Origin of the sequence: Acrocarpospora macrocephala (assembly GCF_009687865.1) — a bacterium.
Taxonomy (GTDB): Bacteria; Actinomycetota; Actinomycetes; order Streptosporangiales; family Streptosporangiaceae; genus Acrocarpospora; species Acrocarpospora macrocephala.
Window position 1 is genome coordinate 123445 of sequence record NZ_BLAE01000020.1, and the last position, 26021, is coordinate 149465.

At 70.2% G+C, this 26021-nt stretch carries 3 protein-coding genes; 2 read left to right on the forward strand and 1 reads right to left on the reverse strand.

What is annotated here, in order from left to right; translation table 11 throughout:
- Positions 1–7: 7 nt before the first annotated feature.
- The gene (locus Amac_RS56260; RefSeq protein ID WP_155355696.1) at positions 8–23107 is read right to left on the reverse strand and encodes a type I polyketide synthase; all 23100 of its coding nucleotides are present in this window, start codon (positions 23105–23107) and stop codon (positions 8–10) included.
- Positions 23108–23446: 339 nt separating this feature from the next.
- Between Amac_RS56260 and Amac_RS18965 the strand changes: the two genes are divergently transcribed.
- Positions 23447–24808, forward strand: a complete 1362-nt coding sequence (locus tag Amac_RS18965) for a glycosyltransferase (protein ID WP_155355697.1) — start codon at positions 23447–23449, stop codon at positions 24806–24808.
- Between the two features lie 34 nt (positions 24809–24842).
- Positions 24843–26018, forward strand: coding sequence for a cytochrome P450 (locus Amac_RS18970; protein ID WP_155355698.1), 1176 nt, complete (start codon positions 24843–24845; stop codon positions 26016–26018).
- The last annotated feature ends 3 nt before the right edge of the window (positions 26019–26021 follow it).

A 26021-nucleotide genomic window follows, 5' to 3' on the forward strand; every position in this document is an offset into this window, starting at 1 on the left:
CCCAGAATCACAGGTCTCTGAGTTGGCCCAGTTCGCTCTCGATGATGCCGAGGATGTCCTCGGTACTCGCCGATTCGAGCATGTCGGCAACCGCGATTTCACTAGTCTCTGAACCGCTCGCGGTCACCTTCGCCAACAGCTGCCGCAGCCGTGTCTCGATACCGTTCCGCGTGATTTCGTCGAGCCCGACCTCGGAAAGCATGTCCTCGAATCGGTCGAGGTCGGCCAGCAACGACGGCTTCTCGGCCGCGGTTTCCCCGGGAGCGATTTCCGCGAGGAGATGTTCGGCGAGGACAGCGGGCGTGGGGTAGTCGAAGATGAGGGTGGCGGGTAGACGCAGCCCGGTGGCGGCGTTGAGCCGGTTGCGCAGTTCGATCGCGGTCAGCGAGTCGAAGCCCAGCTCGCGGAACTCCCGACGGACTTCCACCGCCGCGGGGTCGGAGTGTCCGAGGACGGCGGCGGCCTGAGCGCGTACCAGGTCGGCCAGTAGGCGGACCTGCTTGGGGTTGCTGAGACCGGCCAGCTGCCGGTACAGTGCCTCGCTCGCGCCACCGCCCGCCGCCGCCGACGCGGCCGTGCGGCGGGTGCCGCGTACCAGCCCGCGGAACAGCGGCGGCACCTGCCCTTGCGGCAGTGCGGACGGGTTCACCCGTACCGGGACGACGAATGGTGAATCCGAGCCGATGGCCGTGTCGAACAGGGCCAGCCCCTGGTCGGTGGTGATGGGCGGCAGCGCGGCAGCGGTCATCCGCTTCACGTCGGCCTGCGACAGCCCCCCGGTCATTCCGGTGGCCTGCGCCCACAACCCCCACGCCAGGGACAAGCCTGGCAGTCCCTGGGCCCGGCGGTGGGCCATCAGCGCGTCCAGCCACACATTGGCCGCGGCGTAGTTGCCCTGACCGGCGTTGCCCATCACCCCGGCGAGGGAGGAGAACACCACGAACCCGGCCAGGTCCAGGTCCTGAGTCAGCTCGTGCAGGTGCCAGGCGGCGTCCACCTTCGGCCGCAGCACCGACTCCAGCCGCTCCGGCGTCAGCGCGGGAATCGTGCCGTCATCCAGCACACCAGCGGTGTGGATCACCGCGGTCAGCGGATGCTCGGCGCCGATCCCCGCCAGCAGCGCCGCCACCTGGTCCCGGTCGGCCACATCGCAGGCGGCGATGGTCACCTGCGCGCCCAGTTCCTGCTCCAGCTCGCGTGCGCCGGTCGCTTCCAGACCTCTTCGGCTGACCAGCAGCAGGTGTCGTACGCCGTGCTCGGCCACCAGATGCCGGGCCACCTCCGCGCCCAGACCGCCGGTGCCACCGGTGATCAACACGGTGCCGTCCGGGTTCCAGCGGCGCGGCATGGTCAGGACGATCTTGCCGGTGTGGCGGGCCTGGCTCATGAACCGGAACGCCTCACGGCCCCGGCGCACATCCCACGCCGTGACGGGTAGCGGTCGCAGCTCGCCGGTTGCGAACAGCCCTGCCAGCTCGGTCAGGATCTCCCGCAACCGCTCAGGTCCGGCGTCCATCACATCGAACCAGTGATACGTCAGCCCGGGGAACTGCTCCTGGTCGCGGATGTCGAGCTTGCCCATCTCGATGAACCGGCCACCCGGGCGCAACAGACGAACCGAAGCGTCGATGAACTCCCCGGTCAGCGAGTTCAGGACCACATCGATCCCCCGGTCACGGAACCGTTCCTCAAACTCCAGGGTGCGCGAAGAGGCGATGTGATCATCGGGGATACCCAGCGAGCGGAGGACGTCCCACTTGGCCGGGCTGGCCGTGGCGAACACCTCGACCCCCAGCCGCTGGGCCAGCTGGATCGCCGCCATGCCCACGCCGCCCGTCCCGGCGTGCACCAGCAGCGACTCACCCGGCTTCAACCCGGCCAGATCCATCAGCCCGTAATAGGCGGTCTGGAACACCACCGGGATCGTCGCCGCCTGCTCGAAGGAGATCTTGTCGGGGACCTTCACCAAGGCCCTGGCCTCCATGACGACCACCGGACCGAACGCGCCCTCGGCCAGACCCATCACCCGGTCACCCGGGCGCAGGTCGTCCACCTCGGGGCCGACCTCCAGCACCACGCCGGCGGCCTCGCCGCCCATCAGGCCGACCTTGTCCTGGAGCCAGCCCAGCGCGTTGAGTCCGTCCAGCAGGTCCCGGAAGTTGACTCCCGCGGCGTGTACCGCGACTCGTACCTGTCTGGCACCCAGTGGTTCCGCCGCCCTCGGGAAGGGAAGCAGTTCCAGCGCGTCCAGGCTGCCCTTGGCCTGGCTGCCCAGCCGCCACGGCACCCCGCCGGCCGGAGGCACCAAGCCCGCCCCCGACACCAGCGGCGCCAACCGCGGCACGTGCACCCCACCGGCGCGCACTGCTACCTGCGGCTCATCGCTGGCCAGCACCCCGGCCAGAACCGGCCCGGACAGCTCGCCATCGACATCCACCAGGACGAACCGGCCCGGATTCTCCGACTGCGCACTACGGACCAGACCCCACACCGCCGCCGCAGCCAGATCGGTGATCTCCTCACCTTCGCCGGCCGAGACCGCGCCGCGCGTCACGAACACCAGCCGCGAGTCCTCCAACCGCTCGTCGGCAAGCCACCCCTGCAGCAGACCCAGCACCGAAGCGGTCACCCCATGCGCCGCGCCCACCGCATCCGCCATCGGCTCGGTGACGATCCCGGCCAGCACCACACCCGGAACCGGCCCTGCCTCGGCCAACGCCGACAGATCCGGATGAACCTCGACCTGATCCCTGGCAAGACCCAGCGTGTCCAGACCGACCACCGCCATCGGCACCGGATCGGCCACCGGAACGTCGGAAAGCGCGGTCCATTCCAGCCGGAACAGCCCTTCCCCTTCCGCCCCGCGACCGCCCGCGAGCTGATCCGGCGAGAATGGCCGCAACACCAGCGACCGCGCCGACACCACCAGCTCCCCAGCGGCATCCATCGCCACCAGGGACACGGAATCCGGACCCGTCAGGGCCAGCCGCACCCGCAGCACCGACGCACCTACCGCGCGCAGGCTCACGCCATCCCACGAGAACGGCAACCGGCCGCCCTGCACCGGCTCCAGCCCAACAAAAGTCACCGCGTGCAAGGCCGCATCCAGCAACGCCGGATGCAACCCGAACGCACCCGCCTCCGACTCCGCCTGCTCGGGCAACGCCACCTCGGCGAAAATCTCACCGTCAGATCCACGCCAGGCCCCCCGCAACCCCTGGAACACCGGACCGTAGCCGAACCCGCCCGCAGCCAGGTCCTCGTACAACCCGTCCAGCTCGATCACGGTCGCACCCCGCGGCGGCCAGACCTCGGCATCGAACGACCCGGCATCCGAAGCACCACTCGCGAGCGTCCCGGTCGCGTGCCGCACCCACGGCACATCCTCACCGGCCTCCGCCAATCGGGCATAAACGTTCACGCTCCGGCGGCCCGACTCCTCCGGCGCACCCACCGCGATCTGGACCACGACCGCCTCGCCCTCGCCCAGCACCAGCGGCGCGGTCAAGGACAGCTCCTCGATCTGGTCGCAGCCGACCTGATCACCCGCCCGGATCGCCAGCTCAAGGAACCCGGTACCCGGGAAGATCACCGTGCCGGCCACCACGTGATCGGCCAGCCACGGATGCGACCTCACCGACAGGCGCCCGGTCAGCAGCACACCATCGGAATCGGCCAGACCCACCGCCGCACCCAGCAAAGGATGACCGGCCACCGCCAGCCCAGCCGCCGCCACATTACCCACCCGAGACGCCAGCCCCTTGGGCCAGAACCACTGACGCTGGAAAGCGTACGTCGGCAGATCGACCCGGCGACCGCCCGGCAGCACCGCCCGCCAGTCGACCGGCACCCCATGCACGTGCAACTCGGCCAGCGCCGTCATCACCGCCGTATGCTCGTCCCTGTCCCTACGCAGCACCGGCACCAGCACCACATCCGCGCCGAACGCATCCACGGCAGAGCCATCATCGAGAGTGTCCTGCGCCATGGCGGTCAGAACGCCGTCGGGGCCCAACTCCAGATAGGCCCGTACGCCCTGAGCGTGCAGCGTGCGGACACCGTCGGCGAAGCGGACCGAGCCACGGACCTGGTCCACCCAGTAGCCCGGCGAGCACAGCTGCTCAGCCGTGGCCGTCTCCCCGGTCAGGGTGGAGACGATCGGGATACGCGGCGGGTTGTAGGTGAGCCTGCTCGCCAGCGTGCGGAAGTCCTCCAGCATCGGGTCCATCAACGGCGAATGGAACGCATGCGACACTCGCAGCCGCCGCGTCTTGACCTTCTGGGATTCCAGCGCGGCGGCCACCTCAAGCACCGCCTCCCCGACCCCGGAGAGCACCAGCGAGGCAGGACCGTTGACCGCCGCGATCGACACATGGTCTTCGCGCCCGGCCAGCAGATCGGCGACCTGCTCCTCGGACGCTTGGACCGCTACCATCGCCCCGCCCACAGGGAGCGCCTGCATCAACCGCGCCCGAGCCGCCACCAGCGCACACGCATCGGCCAGCGAGAGCACCCCAGCCACATGCGCCGCCGTGATCTCCCCGATCGAATGACCGGCCAGCACATCCGCCCGCACACCCCACGACTCCACCAGCCGGAACAGCGCGGTCTCCACCGCGAACAGCGCCGGCTGCGCCCACCCCGTCTGATCCAGCGCCTCCGCTTCGGGCATACCCGGCTCGGCGAACAGGACCTCGCGCAACGAACGACCCAGCCCGAGCGAGGGTTCCAGCTCGGCGATCACCTCGTCCAAAGCCTGCGCGAACACCGGGAACCGCTCATACAGCTCGCGGCCCATGCCCGCCCGCTGGCTGCCCTGGCCGGTGAACAGCACCGCCAGCTGCGGCTCCGCCCCGGCCACCGCGCGCACCACACCCGCACCCGGACGGTCCTCGGCCAGCGCGCCCAGCCCGGCCAGCAGACCATCACGGTCCCCGGCCAGCACCACCGCACGATGCTCGAACGCCGACCGCGTCGTGGCCAGCGCGAACGCCACATCGCTGAGCCGCAGGTCAGACTCGCCGTCCAGATACGACGCCAGACGTCCGGCCTGCGCCCGCAACGCCTGACCCGTCTTGGCCGAAACCAGCACCGGCACGACACCAGCGGCCGGCACCTGCTCCTCCGCATCCGGCTCGGCCTGCGGAACCTCCGGCCCCTCCTCCAAGATCACATGCGCGTTGGTGCCGCTGAGCCCGAACGAGGAGACACCGGCCCGGCGCGGATGACCGTTCCGCGGCCATTCCACCGGCTCGGTGAGCAGTTTGACCGCCCCCGAGTCCCAGTCCACGTGCGACGACGGCGCGTCCACATGCAGCGTCTTGGGCAGCAGGCCGTGCCGCATGGCCAGCACCATCTTGATCACACCCGCCACACCGGCGGCGGCCTGCGCGTGACCGATGTTCGACTTGATCGACCCAAGAAGCAGCGGCCGGTCCTCCGGCCGATCCTGCCCATAGGTCGCCAAAAGCGCCTGCGCCTCGATCGGGTCACCCAGCGTCGTACCGGTGCCGTGCGCCTCCATCGCGTCCACCTCGGACGCCGACAAACCGGCACCGGCCAGCGCCTGACGGATCACCCGCTGCTGCGACGGACCATTCGGCGCGGTCAGCCCATTCGACGCGCCGTCCTGATTGACCGCCGAACCGCGGACGATCGCCAGCACCTGATGCCCGTTGCGCTGAGCGTCCGACAACCGCTCCAGCACCACCATGCCCACACCCTCAGACCAGCTCACCCCGTCAGCCGCGTCAGCGAAGGACTTGCACCGCCCATCAGGAGCCAGGCCGCCCTGCGCGCTGAAGTCGATGAAGGCTCCCGGGGTGGCCAACACGGTCACGCCACCGGCCAGCGCCAGCGAGCAGTCACCACCACGCAGTGACTGCGCCGCCAGATGCAACGCCACCAAGGAGGCCGAGCAAGCGGTGTCCACCGTCACCGCCGGGCCCTCCAGACCCAGCGTGTACGAGATCCGGCCGGACAGCACACTTCCGGCGGTCCCGGTCCCCAGGAAGGCCATGACATCCAGAGGGAACTCCAGATGGCCCGAGGTGTAGTCATGGTTGATCACTCCGGCGAACACGCCGGTACGGCTGCCGCGCAGCGAACCCGGCTCGATCCCGGCCCGCTCGATCGCCTCCCAGGACGTCTCCAGCAGCACCCGCTGCTGCGGATCCATCGCCAGCGCCTCACGCGGCGAGATCCCGAAGAATCCCGGATCGAACTCCCCGGCCTGGTGCAGGAACCCGCCTTCACGCACATAGCTGGTCCCGCGATTCTCCCGATCCGGGTTGTACAGCCCGTCCAGATTCCAGCCGCGAGTGGTCGGGAACCCGCTGATCCCGTCCCCGCCCTCGGCCACCAGCCGCCACAGGTCCTCAGGCGAGTCGACCCCGCCCGGATACCGGCACGCCATGCCCACGATCACGATCGGGTCGTCGGCCACCGGCGGCAACACCCGCGGCGCCGCGTCCAGGACTTCCGCCTGCGTGCCCATCAGCTCGTTGAGCAGATATTCGGCGAGGACAACGGGCGTGGGGTAGTCGAAGATGAGGGTGGCGGGTAGGCGCAGCCCGGTGGCGGCGTTGAGCCGGTTGCGCAGCTCGATCGCGGTCAGCGAGTCGAAGCCCAGCTCGCGGAACTCCCGCCGGACTTCCACCGCAGCGGGGTCGGAGTGTCCGAGGACGGCGGCGGCCTGAGCGCGTACCAGGTCGGCCAGCAGGCGGACCCGCTTGGGATTGTCCAGACCCGCCAGCTGCCGGGACAGTGCCTCGCTCGCGCCACCGCCCGCCGCCGCCGACGCGGCCGTGCGGCGGGTGCCGCGTACCAGCCCGCGGAACAGCGGCGGGACCAGCTGAGCGGGCATCGCCGGCATGTTCAGCAGGACCGGGACGACGAACGGGGAATCCGAGCCGATGGCCGTGTCGAACAGGGCCAACCCCTGCTCGGTGGTGATGGGCGGCAGCCCGGCAGCGGTCATCCGCTCTACGTCGGCCTGCGACATGCCCCCGGTCATTCCGGTGGCCTGCGCCCACAACCCCCACGCCAGGGACAAGCCCGGCAGTCCCTGAGCCCGGCGGGCAGCCATCAACGCGTCCAGCCAGGCGTTGGCCGCCGCGTAATTGCCCTGACCACGGGCACCCATCAGCCCGGACAGCGAGGAGAACACCACGAAGCCGGCCAGATCCATGTCCTGAGTCAGCTCGTGCAGCTGCCAGGCGGCGTCCACCTTCGGCCGCAGCACCGACTCCAGCCGCTCCGGCGTCAGCGACGCGATGGTCCCGTCGTCCAGCACACCCGCGGTGTGAATCACCGCGGTCAGCGGATGCTCGGCGCCGATCCCCGCCAGCAAACCGGCCACCTGATCCCGGTCGGCCACATCGCAGGCGGCGATGGTCACGTGCGCGCCCAGTTCCTGCTCCAGCTCGCGTGCGCCGGCCGCTTCCAGGCCCCTTCGGCTGACCAGCAGCAAGTGCCGTACGTCATGCTCGGCCACCAGATGCCGGGCCACCTCCGCACCCAGACCACCGGTACCACCGGTGATCAACACGGTGCCTTCCGGGTTCCACCGCCGGGGCATCGTCAGGACGATCTTGCCGGTGTGGCGGGCCTGGCTCATGAACCGGAACGCCTCACGACCCCGCCGCACATCCCACGCCGTCACCGGCAACGGCCGCAACTCACCAGCCGCGAGCAAACCCGCCAGCTCGGCCAGGATCTCGTGCAACCGCTCCGGCCCGGCGTCCATCACATCGAACCAGTGATACACCAGCCCCGGGAACTGATCCTGGTCGCGGATGTCCAGCTTGCCCATCTCGATGAACCGGCCACCCGGACGCAGCAACCGCGCGGTAGCGTCGATGAACTCCCCGGTCAGCGAGTTGAGGACCACATCGATCCCCCGATCGCCGCACACCTCCCGGAAGCGCTCCTCGAACTCCAAACTCCGCGAGGAGGCGATGTGATCATCCGGGATGCCCAGCGAACGCAGCACGTCCCATTTGGCCGGGCTCGCCGTGGCGAACACCTCCACCCCCAGCCGCTGGGCCAGCTGAATCGTCGCCATGCCCACACCGCCCGTACCGGCGTGCACCAGCAGCGACTCGCCCGGCTGCAACCCGGCCAGATCCATCAGCCCGTAATAGGACGTCAGGAACGTCACCGGAATCGTCGCCGCCTGCTCAAAGGTGATCCCATCGGGGATCTTGGTCAGGTAGTGGGCGCGGGCCAACGCCACCGGGCCGAACGAACCGGAGGCCAGACCCATCACCCGGTCCCCCGGGCGCAGGTCGTCCACCTCGGGGCCGACCTCCAGCACTACCCCAGCCGCCTCACCACCCATCAGACCGACCATGTCCTGGAACCAGCCCAGCGCGTTCAACCCGTCCAGCAGGTCACGGAAGTTCACCCCCGCCGCGTGCACCTCCAGGCGCACCTGCCCGGCCTCCAACGGCCCGGCCGCCTGCGGAATCGGGAGCAGCTCCAGCGCGTCCAGGCTGCCCTTGGCCTGGCTGCCCAGCCGCCACGGCACCCCGCCGGCCGGAGGCACCAAGCCCGACCCCGACACCAGCGGCGCCAACCTCGGCACCCGCACCCCACCGGCGCGCACCGCTACCTGCGGCTCATCGCTGGCCAGCACCCCGGCCAGCACCGGCCCGGACAACTCCTCATCAACATCTACCAGGACGAACCGCCCCGGATTCTCCGACTGCGCCGACCGCACCAGCCCGCACGCGGCAGCCGCAGCCAGATCAGTGACCACCTCGCCCTCACCCGCGGACACCGCACCCCACGTCACGAACACCAAACGCGAATCGCCGAACCGCTCATCGGCCAGCCACCCCTGCAGCAGACCCAGCACCCCAGCGGTCACCCCATGCGCCGTACCCACCGCATCCGCCATCGGCTCGGTGACGACCTCGACCAGCACCACATCTGGCACCGGCCCCGCCTCGGCCAACGCCGACAGATCCGGATGAACCTCGACCTGCTCCCCGGCAAGACCCAGCGGGTCCAGACCGACCACCGCCATCGGCACCGGATCGGCCGGAGAGACTCCAGAAAGCTCCGACCACTCCAGCCGGAACAGCCCCTCCCCTTCCGTCCCGCGACCGCCACCGCCCGCGAGCTGATCGGACGAGATCGGCCGCAGCACCAGCGACCGCGCCGACAGCACCGGCTCCCCAGCGGTATCCACCGCCGCCAGCGACACCGAATCCGGACCCGTCCGAGCCAGCCGCACCCGCAACATCGACGCACCAACGGCGCGCAGGCACACCTCACCCCACGAGAACGGCAACCGGCCGCCCTCCACCTGCTCCAGCCCAACAAAAGTCACCGCGTGCAAGGCCGCATCCAGCAACGCCGGGTGCAACCCGAACGCACCCGCCTCCGAATGCGCCTGCTCGGGCAACGCGACCTCGGCGAAAATCTCACCGTCAGATCCATGCCAGGCCGCCCGCAGCCCCTGGAACAACGGACCGTAGCCCAGCCCTCCGGAGGCCAGCGCGTCATACAGCCCGTCCAGCTCGATCGCGGTGGCACCGGCCGGAGGCCACACCGCCGCGTCGAACGGCACCGCGGCCCGGCCACCCGTGGCGAGCGTCCCGGTGGCATGCCGCACCCACGGCACATCGCCGCCGGCCTCCGCCGAGCGGGCATAGATGTTCACGCTCCGGTGGCCCGACTCCTCCGGCGCACCCACCGCGATCTGGACCGCGACCGCCTCGCCCTCGCCCAGCACCAGCGGCGTGGCCAGCGTCAGCTCCTCCACCACCTCGCAGCCGACCTGGTCACCCGCCTGGATCGCCAGCTCAAGGAACCCGGTGCCGGGGAAGAACACCATCCCGGCCACGGTGTGGTCGGCCAGCCACGGATGCGAAGCGAGCGACAGGCGTCCGGTCAGCACCACCCCGTCGGAATCGGCCAGGCCCACGGCCGCCCCCAGCAGAGGGTGCCTGGTCGCGGACAGGCCCAGCACACGGGCATCACCGCCCTGCCTGGCGTTCGGCCAGTACCGCTGGTGCTGGAAGGCGTAGGTCGGCAGCTCGACCTGACGACCGCCCGGCAGCACGGCCCGCCAGTCCACCGCCACACCGCGCACGAACAGCTCAGCAGCCGAGACCAGCACCCGGTCCAGCCCGCCCTCATCGCGGCGCAGCGTCCCGGCGATCACCGCGTCCACCCCGGCCTCGTCCACGCACTCGCCGATGCCGACCGTCAGCACCGGATGCGGGCTCACCTCCACGAACGCCCGATACCACTGCTCCAGCAACTGCCCGATGGCTGGGGCGAAGTCGACCGTGTTGCGCAGGTTGTCACACCAATACCCGCCGTCGAGTTCCGGTCCCTCCAGCCACTGGCCGGTCACGGTCGACAGCATCGGCACCCGCACGGGCTGCGCCACTACCCCTGTCAGGACCTGGGCCAGTTCCGCACCAATCAGATCGACCTGAGCCGAATGCGAGGCATAGTCCACCGCGATCCGGCGAACCCGCACCTCATCCGCGGTTAGCTGCTCCACCAGCTCATCGACGGCCTGCACCTCACCGGCCACCACCACGGAGCGAGGGCCGTTGACCGCCGCCACCGACACCCGGCCGTCCCAGACGGCCAGCCGCTCACGCACCTGCTCGACCGGCAACGCCACCGACGCCATCGCCCCGAGCCCAGCCAACTGCTCCCCGATCAGGCGGCTGCGCAGGGCCACCACCCGCGCGCCGTCCTGCAACGACAGACCACCCGCGACCACCGCGGCCGCGATCTCGCCCTGAGAGTGGCCGACCACCGCGTCGGGACGGACCCCCAGCGACTCCCAGACCGCCGCCAGGGAAACCATCACCGCGAACGACACCGGCTGGACCACATCCACCCGATCCAGCGACGGGGCGTCTTCGGTCTGCCGGATCACGTCCAGCAGCGACCAGTCCACCAACGGCTCCAACGCCGCCGCACACTCCGCCATCCGACCCGCGAAGACCGGCGACTCCTCAAGCAGGGCAGCACCCATACCTATCCACTGCGCTCCCTGACCCGGGAACACCCACACCGACTTCCCGACGACATCGGCCACACCCGAGACGACGCCACCGGCCGCGGGCTCAGCCGAGGCAAGCACACCCAGGCCCGCCACCAGCTCGCCGCGGTCCCCGCCGACCACCACCGCACGGTGCTCGAACACCGACCGCGACACCACCAGCGAGAACGCCGTATCGACCGGGTCCAGGTCATCGGCCTCCACCTGCGCCGCCAGACGACGCGCCTGACCACGCAACGACTCCTCGGTCTTCGCCGACACCACCCACGGCACCACACCCGGCGCCCGGTCCTGCGGAGTCTCCTCCCCTTCCGGTGTTTCCGGTCCTTGTTCGAGGATGATGTGCGCGTTGGTGCCGCTGATCCCGAACGACGACACACCCGCCCGACGCGGGTGACCGTTCTGCTTCCACTCCACCGGCTCGGTCAGCAGCTCCACCGCACCGGAGGCCCAGTCCACATGCGAGGACGGTTCCGTCACGTGCAGCGTCTTGGGCAGCACCCCGTGGCGCATGGCCATGACCATCTTGATCACACCAGCGACCCCAGCGGCGGCCTGCGTGTGACCGATGTTCGACTTGATCGACCCCAGCAGCAGCGGCCGACCCTCCTCCCGATCCTGGCCATAGGTCGCCAAAAGCGCCTGCGCCTCGATCGGATCACCCAGCGTCGTACCGGTGCCGTGCCCTTCCATCGCGTCCACCTCGGACGGCGACAAACCGGCACCGGCCAGCGCCTGCCGGATCACCCGCTGCTGCGACGGACCGTTCGGCGCCGTCAACCCGTTGGACGCACCGTCCTGGTTGACCGCCGAGCCACGGACGATCGCCAGCACCTGGTGCCCGTTGCGCTGAGCGTCCGACAGCCGCTCCAGCACCAGCATGCCGACACCTTCGGACCAGCTCACCCCGTCAGCCGCGTCGGAGTAGGACTTGCACCGGCCGTCGCCGGCCAGCCCGCCCTGGGCGCTGAAGCCGATGAACGGCGTCGGGGTGGCCATCACGGTCACGCCACCGGCCAGCGCCAGCGAGCAGTCACCCGAGCGCAGCGCCTGCGCCGCCAGATGCATCGCCACCAGCGACGACGAACACGCGGTGTCCACCGTCACCGCCGGACCCTCCAACCCCAGCGTGTACGAGAGACGGCCGGACAGCACACTTCCGGCGGTCCCGGTCCCCACGAAGCTCATCACTTCCAGAGGGAACTCCAGACGGCCCGGGTTGTAGTCGTGATACATCACTCCGGCGAACACGCCGGTACGGCTGCCGCGCAGCGAACCCGGCTCGATCCCCGCCCGCTCGACCGCCTCCCAGGACGCCTCCAGAAGCAACCGCTGCTGCGGATCCATCGCCAGCGCCTCACGCGGCGAAATCCCGAAGAACCCCGGATCGAACTCCCCCGCCTCGTGCAGGAACCCGCCCTCACGCACATAACTGGTCCCGCGACTCTCCCGATCCGCGTTGAACAGCCCGGCCAGATCCCAACCGCGGGTCGTCGGGAACCCGCTGATCCCGTCCCCACCCTCGGCCACCAGACGCCACAGGTCCTCAGGCGAGTCGACCCCGCCCGGATACCGGCACGCCATGCCCACGATCACGATCGGGTCGTCGGCCACCGGCGGCAACACCCGCGGCGCCGCGTCCAGGACTTCCGCCTGCGTACCCATCAGCTCGTCGAGCAGATGTCTGGCCAGCACGGTCGGGGTCGGGTAGTCGAACACCAGCGTGGCCGATAGACGCAGACCCGTCGCGGCGTTCAGCCGGTTGCGCAGCTCGACCGCGGTCAGCGAGTCGAAACCCAGCTCACGGAACTCCCGCCGCACCTCCACCGTGTCGCGCGTGGCGTGGCCCAGCACGAGCGCCACCTCGGTCCGCACGACGTCCAGCAGGACCTCGATGCGTTCCGCGGCACCCAAGGGAGCGAGTTGCCGCAGGAGTTTGCTCTGGCCTTGTGGTGCGACCGCCTTCGTGCGGCGTACGGCGGGGACCAACCCGCTCAGCATCGGCGGTAGCTCCTCGTACGCACGCAAAGCCGGTATGTTCAGCCGTACCGGGGCCACCGCCGATTCGCCGGAGGCGACGGCCGCGTCGAACAACGCCATGCCCTGCGAGAGTGAGATCAGCCGCAGCGCGCTCATCGTCAACCGGTTGACGTCCACCTGCGACAACCGGCTGGTCATCCCGGCCTCCGTCGACCACGGCCCCCAGGCCAGCGACAGCGCCGGCAGGCCCGCGGCTCTCCGGTGCTGGACCAGCGCGTCCAGGAACGCGTTGCCCGCCGCGTAGTTGCCCTGCCCGGACCCACCGAACGTGCCGGACACCGACGAGAACACGATGAAGGCGGCCAGGTCCATGTCCCGCGTGAGCTCGTGCAGGTGCCAGGCGGCGTCCACTTTGGGACGCAACACCTTGGCGATGCGCTCAGGCGTCAGCAGGGGAATCGTCCCGTCGTCCAGGACACCGGCCGTGTGGATCACCGCGGTCAGCGGCCGGTCGGCATTCGCCAGCAGCTCCGCCACCGCGCCCCGGTCCGAGACGTCGCACGCCACCACGCTCACCTGGGCGCCGTCGGCGACCAGGTCCGCCCGTAGCTCCTCCGCTCCCGGGGCGTCCAGGCCCCGGCGGCTCACCAGCAGCAGGTGCCGTACCTCGTGTTCGGCCACCAGGTGCCGGGCCAGTCGCGCGCCCAGGCCGCCGGTCCCACCGGTGATCAACACCGTGCCTTCGGGGTTCCAGGCCCGGACGTCGTGTTCGTCCGGTGACAGCCGGGCGAGGCGGGGAACCCGCGCCTCGAAGTCGCGCACCGCCGCCTGTTGTTCACCGCAGGCCAGCAGGACGGGCAGCGCCGACAGGGCGGTCTCCTGCTCCTCCGCATCGGCCAGCAGGAAGCGGCCCGGATTCTCCGCCTCCGCGCTACGGACCAGCCCCCACACGGTGGCCGCGGCCGGGTTCGACACGGTCTCGCCCGCGCCGGTCGCGACCGCGCCCCGGGTGACGAACACCAGGCGCGAGTCGACGAATCGCTCATCGGCGAGCCACTGCTGCAGCAGGCCCAGCACACGTGTGGTCAGTTCGTGCGCCGATTCCGCCATATTCGCGGAGTCGGCGTCGATCTCGACGGTCACCAGATCGGGCACCCTGCCGGCCGGCAGGTCCAGGGAGTCGAGGTCGCCGGTGAGTTCGGCCACCTCCAACCCGATCACGGCGTCCACCGGGGAGACCGTCATCGGTACGGCAACCCAGTCCAGCCGGAACAGCGAGTCGCGTTCCACGCCATGATCGTGGGCAGCCAGCTGATCGGCCGAAACCGGCCGCAGTACCAGCGATCGCGCCGACAGCACCGGCTCCCCGGCGGCGTCCACCGCGATCAGCGACACGGAATCGTCACCGGCCTGGGCCAGCCGTACGCGCAACGCCGACGCGCCCACGGCCCGGAGGCTCACCTCACTCCACGAGAACGGCAGCCTGCCGCCGGCCGCCTCCATCCCGACGAACGGCACCGAGTGCAGGGCCGAGTCGAGCAGCGCCGGATGCAGGGCGAACAGACCGGCGTCGGCGACCTGCTCCGGCAGGGCGACCTCGGCGAACACCTCGCCGCCCGCGCCCTTCCAGGCCGCCCGCAGGCCCTGGAACACCGGCCCGTAGGCGAGCCCGTCCTCGGCCAGCCGCTCGTACAGCCCGTCGAGCTCGATCGCGGTCGCGCCCTGCGGCGGCCAGGCTTCGGTGTCGAGCCGCTCGGCGCGCCGATCCCCGGGGGCGAGGAAGCCGACCGCGTGCCGCACCCACGGCAGGTGATCCTCGGCCTCCGCCGGCCGGGCGTAGATGTTCACGGCACGACGACCGGAGTCATCCGTGGCGCCCACCGACACCTGCACCGCGACCGCGTCATCCGCGCCCAGCACCAGCGGGGCGGCCAGCGTCAGCTCCTCGACCAGATCGCAGCCGACCTGGTCACCAGCCCGGATCGCCAGCTCAAGGAACCCGGTGCCCGGAAAGAACACCATCCCGCCCACCACGTGATCAGCCAGCCAGGGGTGCGACTGTACGGACAGACGCCCGGTCAGCAGCACGCCGTCGGAGTCGGCCAGGCGAACGGCGGCGCCCAGGAGCGGATGCTCCGCCGCGGCCAGGCCCAGACCGCGGGCATCCCCGATCTTCTTGCCGTTCGGCCAGTACTGCTCCCGCTGGAAGGCATAGGTGGGCAGCTCGACCTGGCAGGCGCCGGGGAAGACCGCCCGCCAGTCGAGCGGTACGCCGTGCACGTGCAGTTCCGCCAGCGCGGTCATGGCCGCCGACTGCTCGTCGCGGTCCCGCCTCAGCACCGGCACCAGCACCGGGTCCGATTCGGCCGCAGAGTCGGCCAGCGCGACGAGGGTGTCGTCGGCCATCGCGGTCAGCACCCCGTCGGGGCCCAGTTCCAGATAGGCCCGTACGCCCCGGGCGTGCAGGGCGTGGATGGCGTCGGCGAACCTGACCGCACCGCGAACCTGGTCCACCCAGTAACCCGGCGAGCACAGCTCCTCGTCCGCCGGTCGTCCGGTCAGCGTCGACACGATCGGGATCTTTGGGGCACGGTAGGTCAGCTTCTCGGCGACCGCACGGAAGTCCGCCAGCATCGGATCCATCAACGGCGAATGGAACGCGTGCGACACCCGCAACCGCCGCGTCCTGACCCCCAGGGACTCCAGCGCAGCGGCCACCTCAAGCACCGCCTCCTCGACCCCGGAAACCACCAGCGAGGCAGGACCGTTGACCGCCGCGATCGACACCTCACCCGAACGCCCGGCCAGCAGCTCGGCGACCTCCTCCTCCGAGGTCTGGACCGCGACCATCGCCCCACCCGCAGCCAGCGCCTGCATCAACCGCGCCCGGGCCGCCACCAACGCACACGCATCCGCCAGCGAGAGCACCCCGGCCACGTGAGCCGCCGTGATCTCCCCGATCGAATGACCGGCCAGCACATCCGGCACCACGCCCCACGACTCCACCAGCCGGAACAGGGCCGTCTCCAGCGCGAACAGCGCCGGCTGCGCCCACCCCGTCTGATCCAACAGCTCCGTCTCGGCGAACATGACGTCGCGCAGCGGCCTGTCGAGCAGCGGGTCCAGCTCCGCGATCACCGCGTCCAAAGCCTTGGCGAATACCGGGAACCGGTCGTACAGCTCCCGGCCCATGCCCGCGCGCTGGCTGCCCTGACCGGTGAACAGCACCGCCAGTTGCGGCTCCGTCGCGGCCTCCGCGCGCACCACGCCCGCACCCGGCAGGTCCTCGGCCAGCGCGCCCAAACCGGCCAGCGCACTCTCGCGGTCGCTCGCCAGCACCACCGCGCGATGCTCGAACGCCGACCGCGTCGTGGCCAGCGCGAACGCCGTATCGGCCAGCGCCACCTCGGGATGGGCCTCCACATGCGAGGCCAGTTGCCCGGCCTGCGCCCGCAGCGCCCCTGCGGTACGGCCCGACACCAGCACCGGCAGCACACCCGGCTCCGCCGCGATCCGCGGAGCCTCCTGGGGGTCGCCCTGCTCGATGATCACGTGGGCGTTGGTGCCGCTGATCCCGAACGACGACACTCCGGCCCGCCACGGCCGCTCCACCTGCGGCCAGGCCCGCTGCTCGGTCAGCAGTTCCACCGCGCCCGCCGACCAGTCCACATGCGAGGACGGCGCATCCACATACAACGTCTTGGGCAGCACCTCATGCCGCATGGCCATGACCATCTTGATCACACCCGCCACGCCGGCGGCGGCCTGCGTGTGACCGATGTTCGACTTGATCGACCCCAGCAACAGCGGCCGGTCCCGATCCTGACCATAGGTGGCCAGCAGCGCCTGCGCCTCGATCGGGTCACCCAGCGTCGTACCGGTGCCGTGCGCCTCGACCGCGTCCACCTCGGACGGCGACAAACCGGCGTCGGCCAGCGCCTGACGGATCACCCGCTGCTGCGAAGGACCGTTCGGCGCCGTCAGCCCGTTGGACGCGCCGTCCTGGTTCACCGCCGACCCGCGCAGCACGGCCAGGACCCGGTGGCCGTTTCGCCGCGCGTCCGACAAGCGCTCCAGCACCACCACACCCACGCCCTCGGCCCAGCTCGTGCCGTCGGCCGCGTCGGCGAAGGACTTGCACCGCCCGTCAGGAGCCAGCCCGCCCTGCTCACTGAAGTCGATGAACGCACCCGGCGTGGCCATCACGGTCACACCACCGGCCAGCGCCAGACCGCACTCACCCAAGCGCAGCGCCTGCGCCGCCAGATGCATGGTGACCAGAGACGACGAACAGGCGGTGTCCACCGTCATCGCCGGACCCTCCAGGCCCAGCGTGTAGGAGATCCGGCCCGACAGGACGCTTCCGGCGTTGCCGGTGCCGAAGAAGCTCATCACATCCAGCGGGAATTCCGCGCTGGACGCGTAGTCGTGATACGTGACGCCGGCGAACACGCCGGTACGGCTGCCGCGCAGCGAGACCGGGTCGATCCCGGCCCGCTCGAAAGCCTCCCACGACACCTCCAGCAGCAACCGCTGCTGCGGATCCATCGCCAAAGCCTCACGCGGCGAAATACCGAAGAACCCCGGATCGAACTCCCCCGCCTCGTGCAGGAACCCGCCCTCACGCACATAACTGGTCCCCCGGCGCGACCGATCGGGGCTGTACAACTCCCCCAGATCCCAGCCACGAGAGGTCGGGAACCCGCTGATCCCGTCCCCGCCCTCGGCGACCAGCCGCCACATGTCTTCTGGAGAGCTCACTCCGCCCGGATAGCGGCACGCCATCGACACGATGGCGATCGGGTCGTCCTCGACCGACGCGAGGGGGGTCGGACTGATCACGTCGGCGTGCCGGCCGAGCAGTTCGTCCAGCAGGAAGTCCGCCAGCACGACCGGCGTCGGATAGTCGAACACCAGCGTGGACGGCAACCGCAACCCCGTCGCACTGTTCAGCCGGTTACGCAACTCCACCGCGGTCAGCGAGTCGAACCCCAGCTCGCGGAACTCCCGTCTCATCTCCAGGGTGGCGGGCGAAACATGGCCCAAGACCATGGCCACCTCGGTGCGTACCAGCTCGACCAGCAGCCGCGTCCGATCGGCCTGGCCCAGGCCGGCCAATCGCCGGAGGAGCGCCCCGTCGGCGATTGCCGACGCCGCCGACCGGCGCACGCCTCGCACCAGCCCCTGCAGCAGATGCGGCACCCACCCCTGCGCTCGCACCGCCGACACGTCGAACCGCGCCGCCACGACCACCGCACGACCCACCGCACCCGCCGCGTCGAACAGCGCCAATCCCTGCGCCGCCAGCAACGACAACATCCCGGCTCGCGCGATCCGCCGCATATCGGCCTCGCCCAGCGCGCCGGTCATCCCGCTGTCCTGCGCCCACGGGCCCCACGCCAGCGACAACCCTGCCCGTCCCTCGGCCCGCCGATACTCGGCCAGCGCGTCCAGGAACGCGTTCGCCGCCGCGTAATTGGCCTGGCCCGCACCACCGAACGTCCCCGCCACCGACGAGAACATGATGAACGCGGCCAAGCCGCCGTCACGGGTGAGCTCGTGCAAATGCCAGGCCGCGTCCACCTTCGGCCGCAACACGCTCTCCAGCCGCTCCGCCGACAGCGACGGAATGGTCCCATCGGCCAGCACACCGGCGGCGTGAATCACCGCGGTCAGCGGATGCTCAGCCGGCACCAGAGCCAGCAACGCCGCCGCCTGATCCCGATCGGCCACATCGCAGGCCGCGACCGTCACCTCGACGCCGTACGCGACCAGCTCGGCCTGCAACTCCACCGCACCCGGAGCCTCCAAACCCCGGCGGCTGACCAGCAGCAGATGCCGCACACCCCGTTCGGCCACCACATACCGGGCGAACAGCGCGCCCAGACCACCCGTACCGCCGGTGATCAACACCGTCCCGTCCGGATCCCACGGCCGTTCGACCTCGGGGCCGGGCACCACCCGCGCCAGCCGGGCCACCCGCACCTCATCCCCACGCACCGCCACCTGCGGCTCACCCGACGCCAGCACCCCGGCCAGCACCGACGCGGAGATCTCCTGCTCGTCCACATCGACCAGCACGAACCGGCCCGGATTCTCCGACTGGGCACTGCGGACAAGGCCCCACACCGCGGAAGCCGGCAGATCCGCGACCTCATCCGCGGCAACCGCACCCCGAGTGAGGAACACCAGCCGCGAATCGGCGAACCGCTCATCCGCCAGCCACTCCTGCACGACCTCCAGGACCCGGGCGGTCAGCTCATGCGCCGACTCCACCACCCCAGCCGCCGGATCCGAGATCACCTCCATCACCACCACAGGCGGTGCAACCCCGGCCACACCCAGAAAGTTCAGGCCCAGCGCCACCACCGGCACGGGCTCGGCCGCCGGGAGCTCCTTCAGCGGTGTCCACTCCACCTCGAACAGCGCATTCCGCTCCACCCCACGGCTGCCACCGGCAGCGGCGAACCAGGTGGACGAGATCGCGCGTAGCACCAGCGACCGCACCGACAGCACCGGTTCCCCGGCGGCGTCCACCGCGAGCACCGACACCGAATCCCCGCCCGTCCTGGCCAGCCGCACCCGCAACAGCGACGCACCACCGGCGTGCAGGCACACACCACCCCAGGAGAACGGCGCCCAACCGCCCTCGAAATCACCCAGACCGGCGAACGGCAGCGCGTGCAGCGCCGCGTCGAGCAACGCCGGATGCACCCCGAACGAACCCGCGCTCGACTCCACCTGCCCCGGTAACACGACCTCGGCGAACACCTCGCCACCGGCACCACGCCAAGCCGCCTTCAGGCCCTGGAACACAGGACCGTAACTCAACCCGCTCGCGTCCAGCCGCTCATACAGCCCATCCAGCTCGATCGCGGACGCGCCCTCCGGCGGCCACACCGTCGCGTCGAACGCCTCGGCCACCCGACCGCCATCCGTCAGCACACCGGTGGCGTGCCGAATCCACGACTCCTCATCGGCAGCCTCGGCCGGCCGGGCATAGACGCCCAGCTCACGCCGACCGGATTCATCGGGCGTCCCCACCCACACCTGAACCGCGACCGCGTCCCGCTCACCCAGCACCAGCGGCGCGACGAGCGTCAGCTCTTCCACCACATCGCAGCCGACCTGATCGCCCGCCCGCACAGCCAGCTCCACGAACGCCGAGCCCGGCACCACCGCCGCACCCATCACCGCGTAATCCGCCAGCCACGGATGCGACCGGAGCGACAACCTGCCGGTCAGCAACACCCCATCCGCACCGGCCAGCCCCACCGCCGCACCCAGTAGCGGATGCCCTGCGGCGGCAAGGCCCGCCGCAGCGACATTCCCCAGCCGTGAACCTGCCCCATCAGGCCAGAGCCGTTGACGCTGGAAGGCGTATGTCGGCAACTCCACCCGGTGCCCGCCCGGCAGCACCGCCCGCCAATCCACCACCACGCCATGCACATGCAGGTGAGCCAGCGCCGCCATGACCGCGGACTCCTCGTCGCGGTCCCTGCGCAGCACCGGTACCGCCACCGCATCCAAGTCCGCGACGGACTGATCCGGGTAAGCGGCGAGGACGTCCTGAGTCATGGCGGTCAGCACCCCATCGGGGCCGAGTTCCAGGTAGGCCTGCACACCTTGAGCGTGCAGGGCGCGCACCGCGTCGCCGAAACGGACCGCGCCACGGACCTGCTCCATCCAGTAACCCGGCGAGCACAACTGCTCGGCCGTGGCCGTCTCCCCGGTCAGGGTGGACACCACCGGAATCTGCGGCGGGTTGTAGCTGAGCGTCCCGGCCAGGGCGCGGAAATCCGCCAGCATCGGGTCCATCAGCGGCGAATGGAACGCATGCGAGACCCGCAACCGGCGTGTCCTGACCCCCTGGGACTCCAGCGCGGCGGCCACCTCAAGCACCGCCTCCTCGACACCGGAGACCACCAGCGAAGCCGGACCGTTCACCGCCGCGACCGACACCTCACCCTCACGCCCGGCCAGCAGGCCGGCAACCTGATCCTCGGACGCCTGCACCGCGACCATCGCCCCACCGGAAGGGAGCGCCTGCATCAACTGCGCCCGGGCTGCCACCAGCGCACACGCATCGCTCAGTGAGAGCACCCCAGCCACATGCGCCGCAGTGATCTCCCCGATCGAATGACCGGCCAGCACATCCGGCCGCACACCCCACGACTCCACCAGCCGGAACAGGGCAGTCTCCACCGCGAACAACGCCGGCTGCGCCCACCCCGTCTGATCCAGCAACCCCGCCTCAGCGAACAAGACGTCACGCAACGACCCATCCAGCAACGGGTCGAACTCGCCGATCACCTCATCCAACGCCTGCGCGAACACCGGGAAACGGTCATACAACTCCCGGCCCATCCCCGCCCGCTGACTCCCCTGACCGGTGAACAGGAATGCGAGCTTGCCCCGCTGCCCGCTCTGCCCCACCACGACGCCCGCGCCCGGCCGCCCCTCGGCCAGGGCCCGTAGCCCAGCCACGGCATCCTCGCGATCACTGGCCAGCACGGCCGCCCGGTGCTCGAAGACCGATCGCGTCGTGACGAGCGAAAGAGCCATGTCGGCCAGCGCCAGCTCAGGCTCGCCGTCGGCGAACGACGCCAGCCGCTCGGCCTGCGCCCGCAGCGCCTCCTCCGTACGGCCCGACACCAGCACGGGCGTCACACCCGCGGTCGCAGCCGCTGGACCTGGGTCCTCCGCTCCCGCCGGCGCCTGCTCGATGATCACGTGGGCGTTGGTGCCGGTAAGCCCGAATGAGGACACCCCGGCCCGCCACGGCCGCTCCACCTGAGGCCAGGGCCTGGCTTCGGCCAGCAGTTCCACCGCGCCCGCCGACCAGTCCACGTGCGAGGACGGCCCGTCCACGTGCAACGTCTTGGGCAGCACCCCATGCCGGAGCGCCATGACCATCTTGATCACACCCGCCATGCCGGCGGCGGCCTGGGTGTGACCGATGTTCGACTTGATCGACCCCAGCAGCAGCGGCCGATCCCGATCCTGACCATAGGTGGCCAGCAGCGCCTGCGCCTCGATCGGATCACCCAGCGTGGTACCCGTACCGTGACCCTCCACCACGTCCACGTCGGCGGGAGTCAGCCCGGCGCTGCCCAGCGCCTGCCGGATCACCCGCTGCTGCGAAGGACCGTTCGGCGCGGTGAAGCCGTTGGAGGCGCCGTCCTGGTTCACCGCCGACCCGCGCAGGACCGCCAGGACCTGACGGCCGTTGCGCTGAGCGTCCGACAACCGCTCCAGCACCAGCATGCCCACACCCTCGGACCAGCCCGTGCCGTCCGCCGCGTCGGCGAAGGCCTTGCACCGGCCGTCCGGGGCCAGCCCACCCTGGCGGGAGAACTCCACGAACGCGCCTGGGGTGGCCATCACGGTCGCCCCGCCCGCCAGCGCCAGCGAGCACTCCCCAGCTCGCAGCGCCTGCACCGCCAGGTGCATCGCCACCAGCGACGACGAACACGCCGTGTCCACCGTCACCGCCGGGCCCTCCAACCCCAGGGTGTACGAAAGCCGGCCGGAGGCCGCGCCCGCGCCCAGGCCGGTCCCGACGTTGCCCTCGAGGTCGGCCAGCGAGTTCACCATCAGGTAGGAGTAGTCCTGCCCGCTCATCCCGACGAAGACCCCGGTACGGCTGCCGCGCAGCCGGGCGGCGTCGATCCCGGCCCGCTCGACGGCCTCCCACGACACCTCAAGCAGCAGCCGCTGCTGCGGATCCATCCCCAGCGCCTCACGCGGCGAGATACCGAAGAACCCGGGGTCGAAGCCCGCGACGTCGTGAATGAAACCGCCCTCGCGCGTGTCGGTTCGCGCCCGGCCATCGGAATCACGCTCGGACAGCTGGTCGAGATCCCAGTCACGATCAGTGGGAAAGCCCGAAATGGCGTCCCCGCCTTCGGCGACGAGCCGCCACAGATCCTCAGGCGAGGCAAGACCGCCGGGGAACCGGCAGCTCATCGCCACGATGGCGATCGGCTCGGTGGTGACCGCGACCAGCTTCTGGTACTGGCGCCGCAGTCGTTCCGCCTCCTTCATGGACGTCCGGAGCGCCTGAACCACCTGCTCACTGGGCGTATCCATCACAACCTCCGTGCATCGAGCGAGGCGGCCAAGGGGAGGGGGGACCCCGGCCGGACCTCGCAGGAAGAAGTCGCCGAGCATGCCATCCGTTGGAGAAGTGAAACCGGTGGCGACCCGGCAAACGCCTAGTCTTTGCACGGCCAGCTCAGCCGGCGGCGCCCACCAGGCCGGGTCCCCGGGAAACTAGTGATCCCCCTAATTTCATCGCGGTACCTTGCGGGCACGCCGACGTCCGGCCACGTAACGACGTTCGCGGCGATGACGGATCCGCCACCGGAGCAGACGCCGGCGTGTCACTGACTTTCTGGCGGTCCGGCTCCCGCCATGGAGGTGTGCACGATGAGCGAGAGCCGCAAGCGGGTGCTGTTCCTCAGCTCCACGGGGCACGGAATTTTCAATCCGTTGCGCGTCATCGCCGCCGAACTGGCCCGGCGTGGCACGGAAGACCTGTGGTTCGCGGCGGAGCAGGAGTACCAGGCGGACATCGAGAACATCAAAGAGGGAAACGGCCTGAACTTCGTCTCCCTCGGTGACCCCCTCCCGGAAATCACCCCCAACTGCTGGGACGACGAGGTGTACCGCAAGGTCACCCAGCGCTCCCGATGGAAGGCGCACCACGCGGTGATACGGCAGATATTCAGCGTGGTGCCGACGCAGAAGAATTACCCGATGGTCGACTCCCTGGTCGACGAGATCAACCCCGCCCTCATGGTCTTCGACACCGTCAACCCGATCGCGATGACGGTGGCCGTCAAGCGGAAGATTCCGTTCATCCTCGTCTCGCCTTTCTTCCCGAGCAACCTGCTCGCGACGGAGACGCCACGCGGCTACCCGATGCTGCACTCCGGGCTACCCCTGAACATGACGTTCCAGCAGCGGGTCTACAACACCTACTTCAAGACCCGGGCCCTGCTGATGTTCCTGCACCCGAGGATGCTGAGAATCGTTCGGCACGTCCTGGCCACCGCGAAGGAACTGGACCTCCCGAAGGAGCTCCTCCGCCCCACGGCAAAAACCGATTTCGCCGAGCGCATCGTGTGCTGCACCGTGCCAGGACTGGACTACCCGATCCCCCTTCCCGAGCACGTCCACCTGGTCGGCGCGGTCATCCCGCCATTGCCGGAGGTGCCGGGCGACCACGACCTTTCGAAGTGGCTGGACGCCAACCCCTCCGTCGTCTTCATGGCATTCGGCACGATCACCCGGCTGACCGGCCCCGAAGTCCACGCGGTGACGGAGATCGCCCGCCGGTTGGACGGCCGGCACTCCGTGCTGTGGAAGCTCCCGAAGGAGCAGCAACACCTGCTGCCGCCGAGCGAGGAGTTGCCGCAGAACCTCAGGATCGAGAGCTGGGTCCCCTCACAGCTCGATGTGCTGGCCCATCCCAACGTCAAGCTCTTCGTCAACCATGCCGGCGGGAACGCGTTCCACGAGGGACTGTATTTCGGCAAGCCGCAGGTCATCCGGCCGCTCTGGGTCGACTGCTACGACCAGGCGATACGCGGCGTGGACAGCGGGGTCAGCCTCACGGTGGACGACCCGCAGACCATCGATGTCGAAGACTGGCTCAACAAGATCACCCGAGTCCTCGACAACCCCACATTCCGTGAACGCGCCGAGCATTTCGCCAAGGCGATGCGAGAGGCGGGGGGCGTCCACGCCGCCGCCGATCTGATCCTGGGCAGTCCGGCGCTGAAATGATCTGACAGGACCTGCCGAAGGACGTGGCGACAGCATGCCAACTAGCGATCCGATCTCCATCGAGTTCCCGACGCGACGGCGCGGGCAACTCTCTCCCCCGGACGAGTACGCCGAACTGCGGGCGCGCCCGGGCCTGGTCAAGTCGGCGCTGCCCAACGGCAGCACCGTGTGGCTGGTCACGCGCCACGAGGATGTGCGCACCGTGCTCACCGACCCGCGAATCAGCGCCAGCCCCACGCACCCGGGGTTTCCGACCATCGGGCGCAACGGGACGGTGCCGCACCCCGACCAGATCCCCGGTTGGTTCGTCGCCTACGACCCGCCGGACCACACCCGGTTCCGCAAGGCGCTGATCCCGGAGTTCACCGTACGGCGGGTGGGCGAGCTGCGCCCGGCGGTCCAGCGGATCGTCGACGGCCGCATCGACGCCATGCTCGCCGGTGGCACCACCGCCGACCTGGTGGCCGCGTTCGCGCTGCCGGTGCCGTCGCTGATCATCTGCGAACTGCTCGGCGTGCCGCGCACGGACCGCGAACTTTTCGAATCCAGGACGCAGGTTCTGGTGACCTTCACGTCGACCGACGACGAACGCGATGCCGCGGCCCAGGACCTGCTGCTCTACATCAACAAGCTGATCGCCATGAAGCAGCGCTTCCCCGGCAGGGATCTGACCAGCCGATTGCTGCGTGCCGGGGTGCTGACCCCCAAGGAGATCTCCGGCGTCGCCCTGCTGCTGCTGATCGCCGGGCACGAGACGACGGCGAACAACATCGCGCTCGGCGTGGTCATGCTGCTGCTGAACCGGCAATGGATCAACGCACCCGGAGTGGTCGAGGAGGTGCTGCGCTACCTGTCCGTGGCCGACCGGGTGGCGCTGCGCGTGGCGGTGGAGGACGTCGAGATCGGCGGGCAGCTCATCAGGGCCGGCGAGGGCATCGTGCCGCTCGGCGCCTCCGCCAACCACGACGAGGGCACGTTCGGGCACGCCGAGCAGTTCGACCCGAGCCGCTCGGCCCGCCACCACGTCGCGTTCGGGTACGGCGTGCACCAGTGTCTCGGGCAGAACCTCGTCAGGATCGAGATGGACACCGTCTTCGGGACCCTGTTCCGGCGGATTCCCACCCTTGAGCTCGATCAGGCGGTCGAGGACCTGCCGTTCAAGTACGACGGCGTGCTGTTCGGGCTGCACGCGCTACCGGTCCGTTGGTGATGA

Bases quoted from the DNA above. Each gene is read 5' to 3' on its own strand.
- Amac_RS18965 (WP_155355697.1), top strand. From the start codon at position 23,447: ATGAGCGAGAGCCGCAAGCGGGTGCTGTTCCTCAGCTCCACGGGGCAC.
- Amac_RS56260 (WP_155355696.1), bottom strand. From the start codon at position 23,107: ATGGATACGCCCAGTGAGCAGGTGGTTCAGGCGCTCCGGACGTCCATG.
- Amac_RS18970 (WP_155355698.1), top strand. From the start codon at position 24,843: ATGCCAACTAGCGATCCGATCTCCATCGAGTTCCCGACGCGACGGCGC.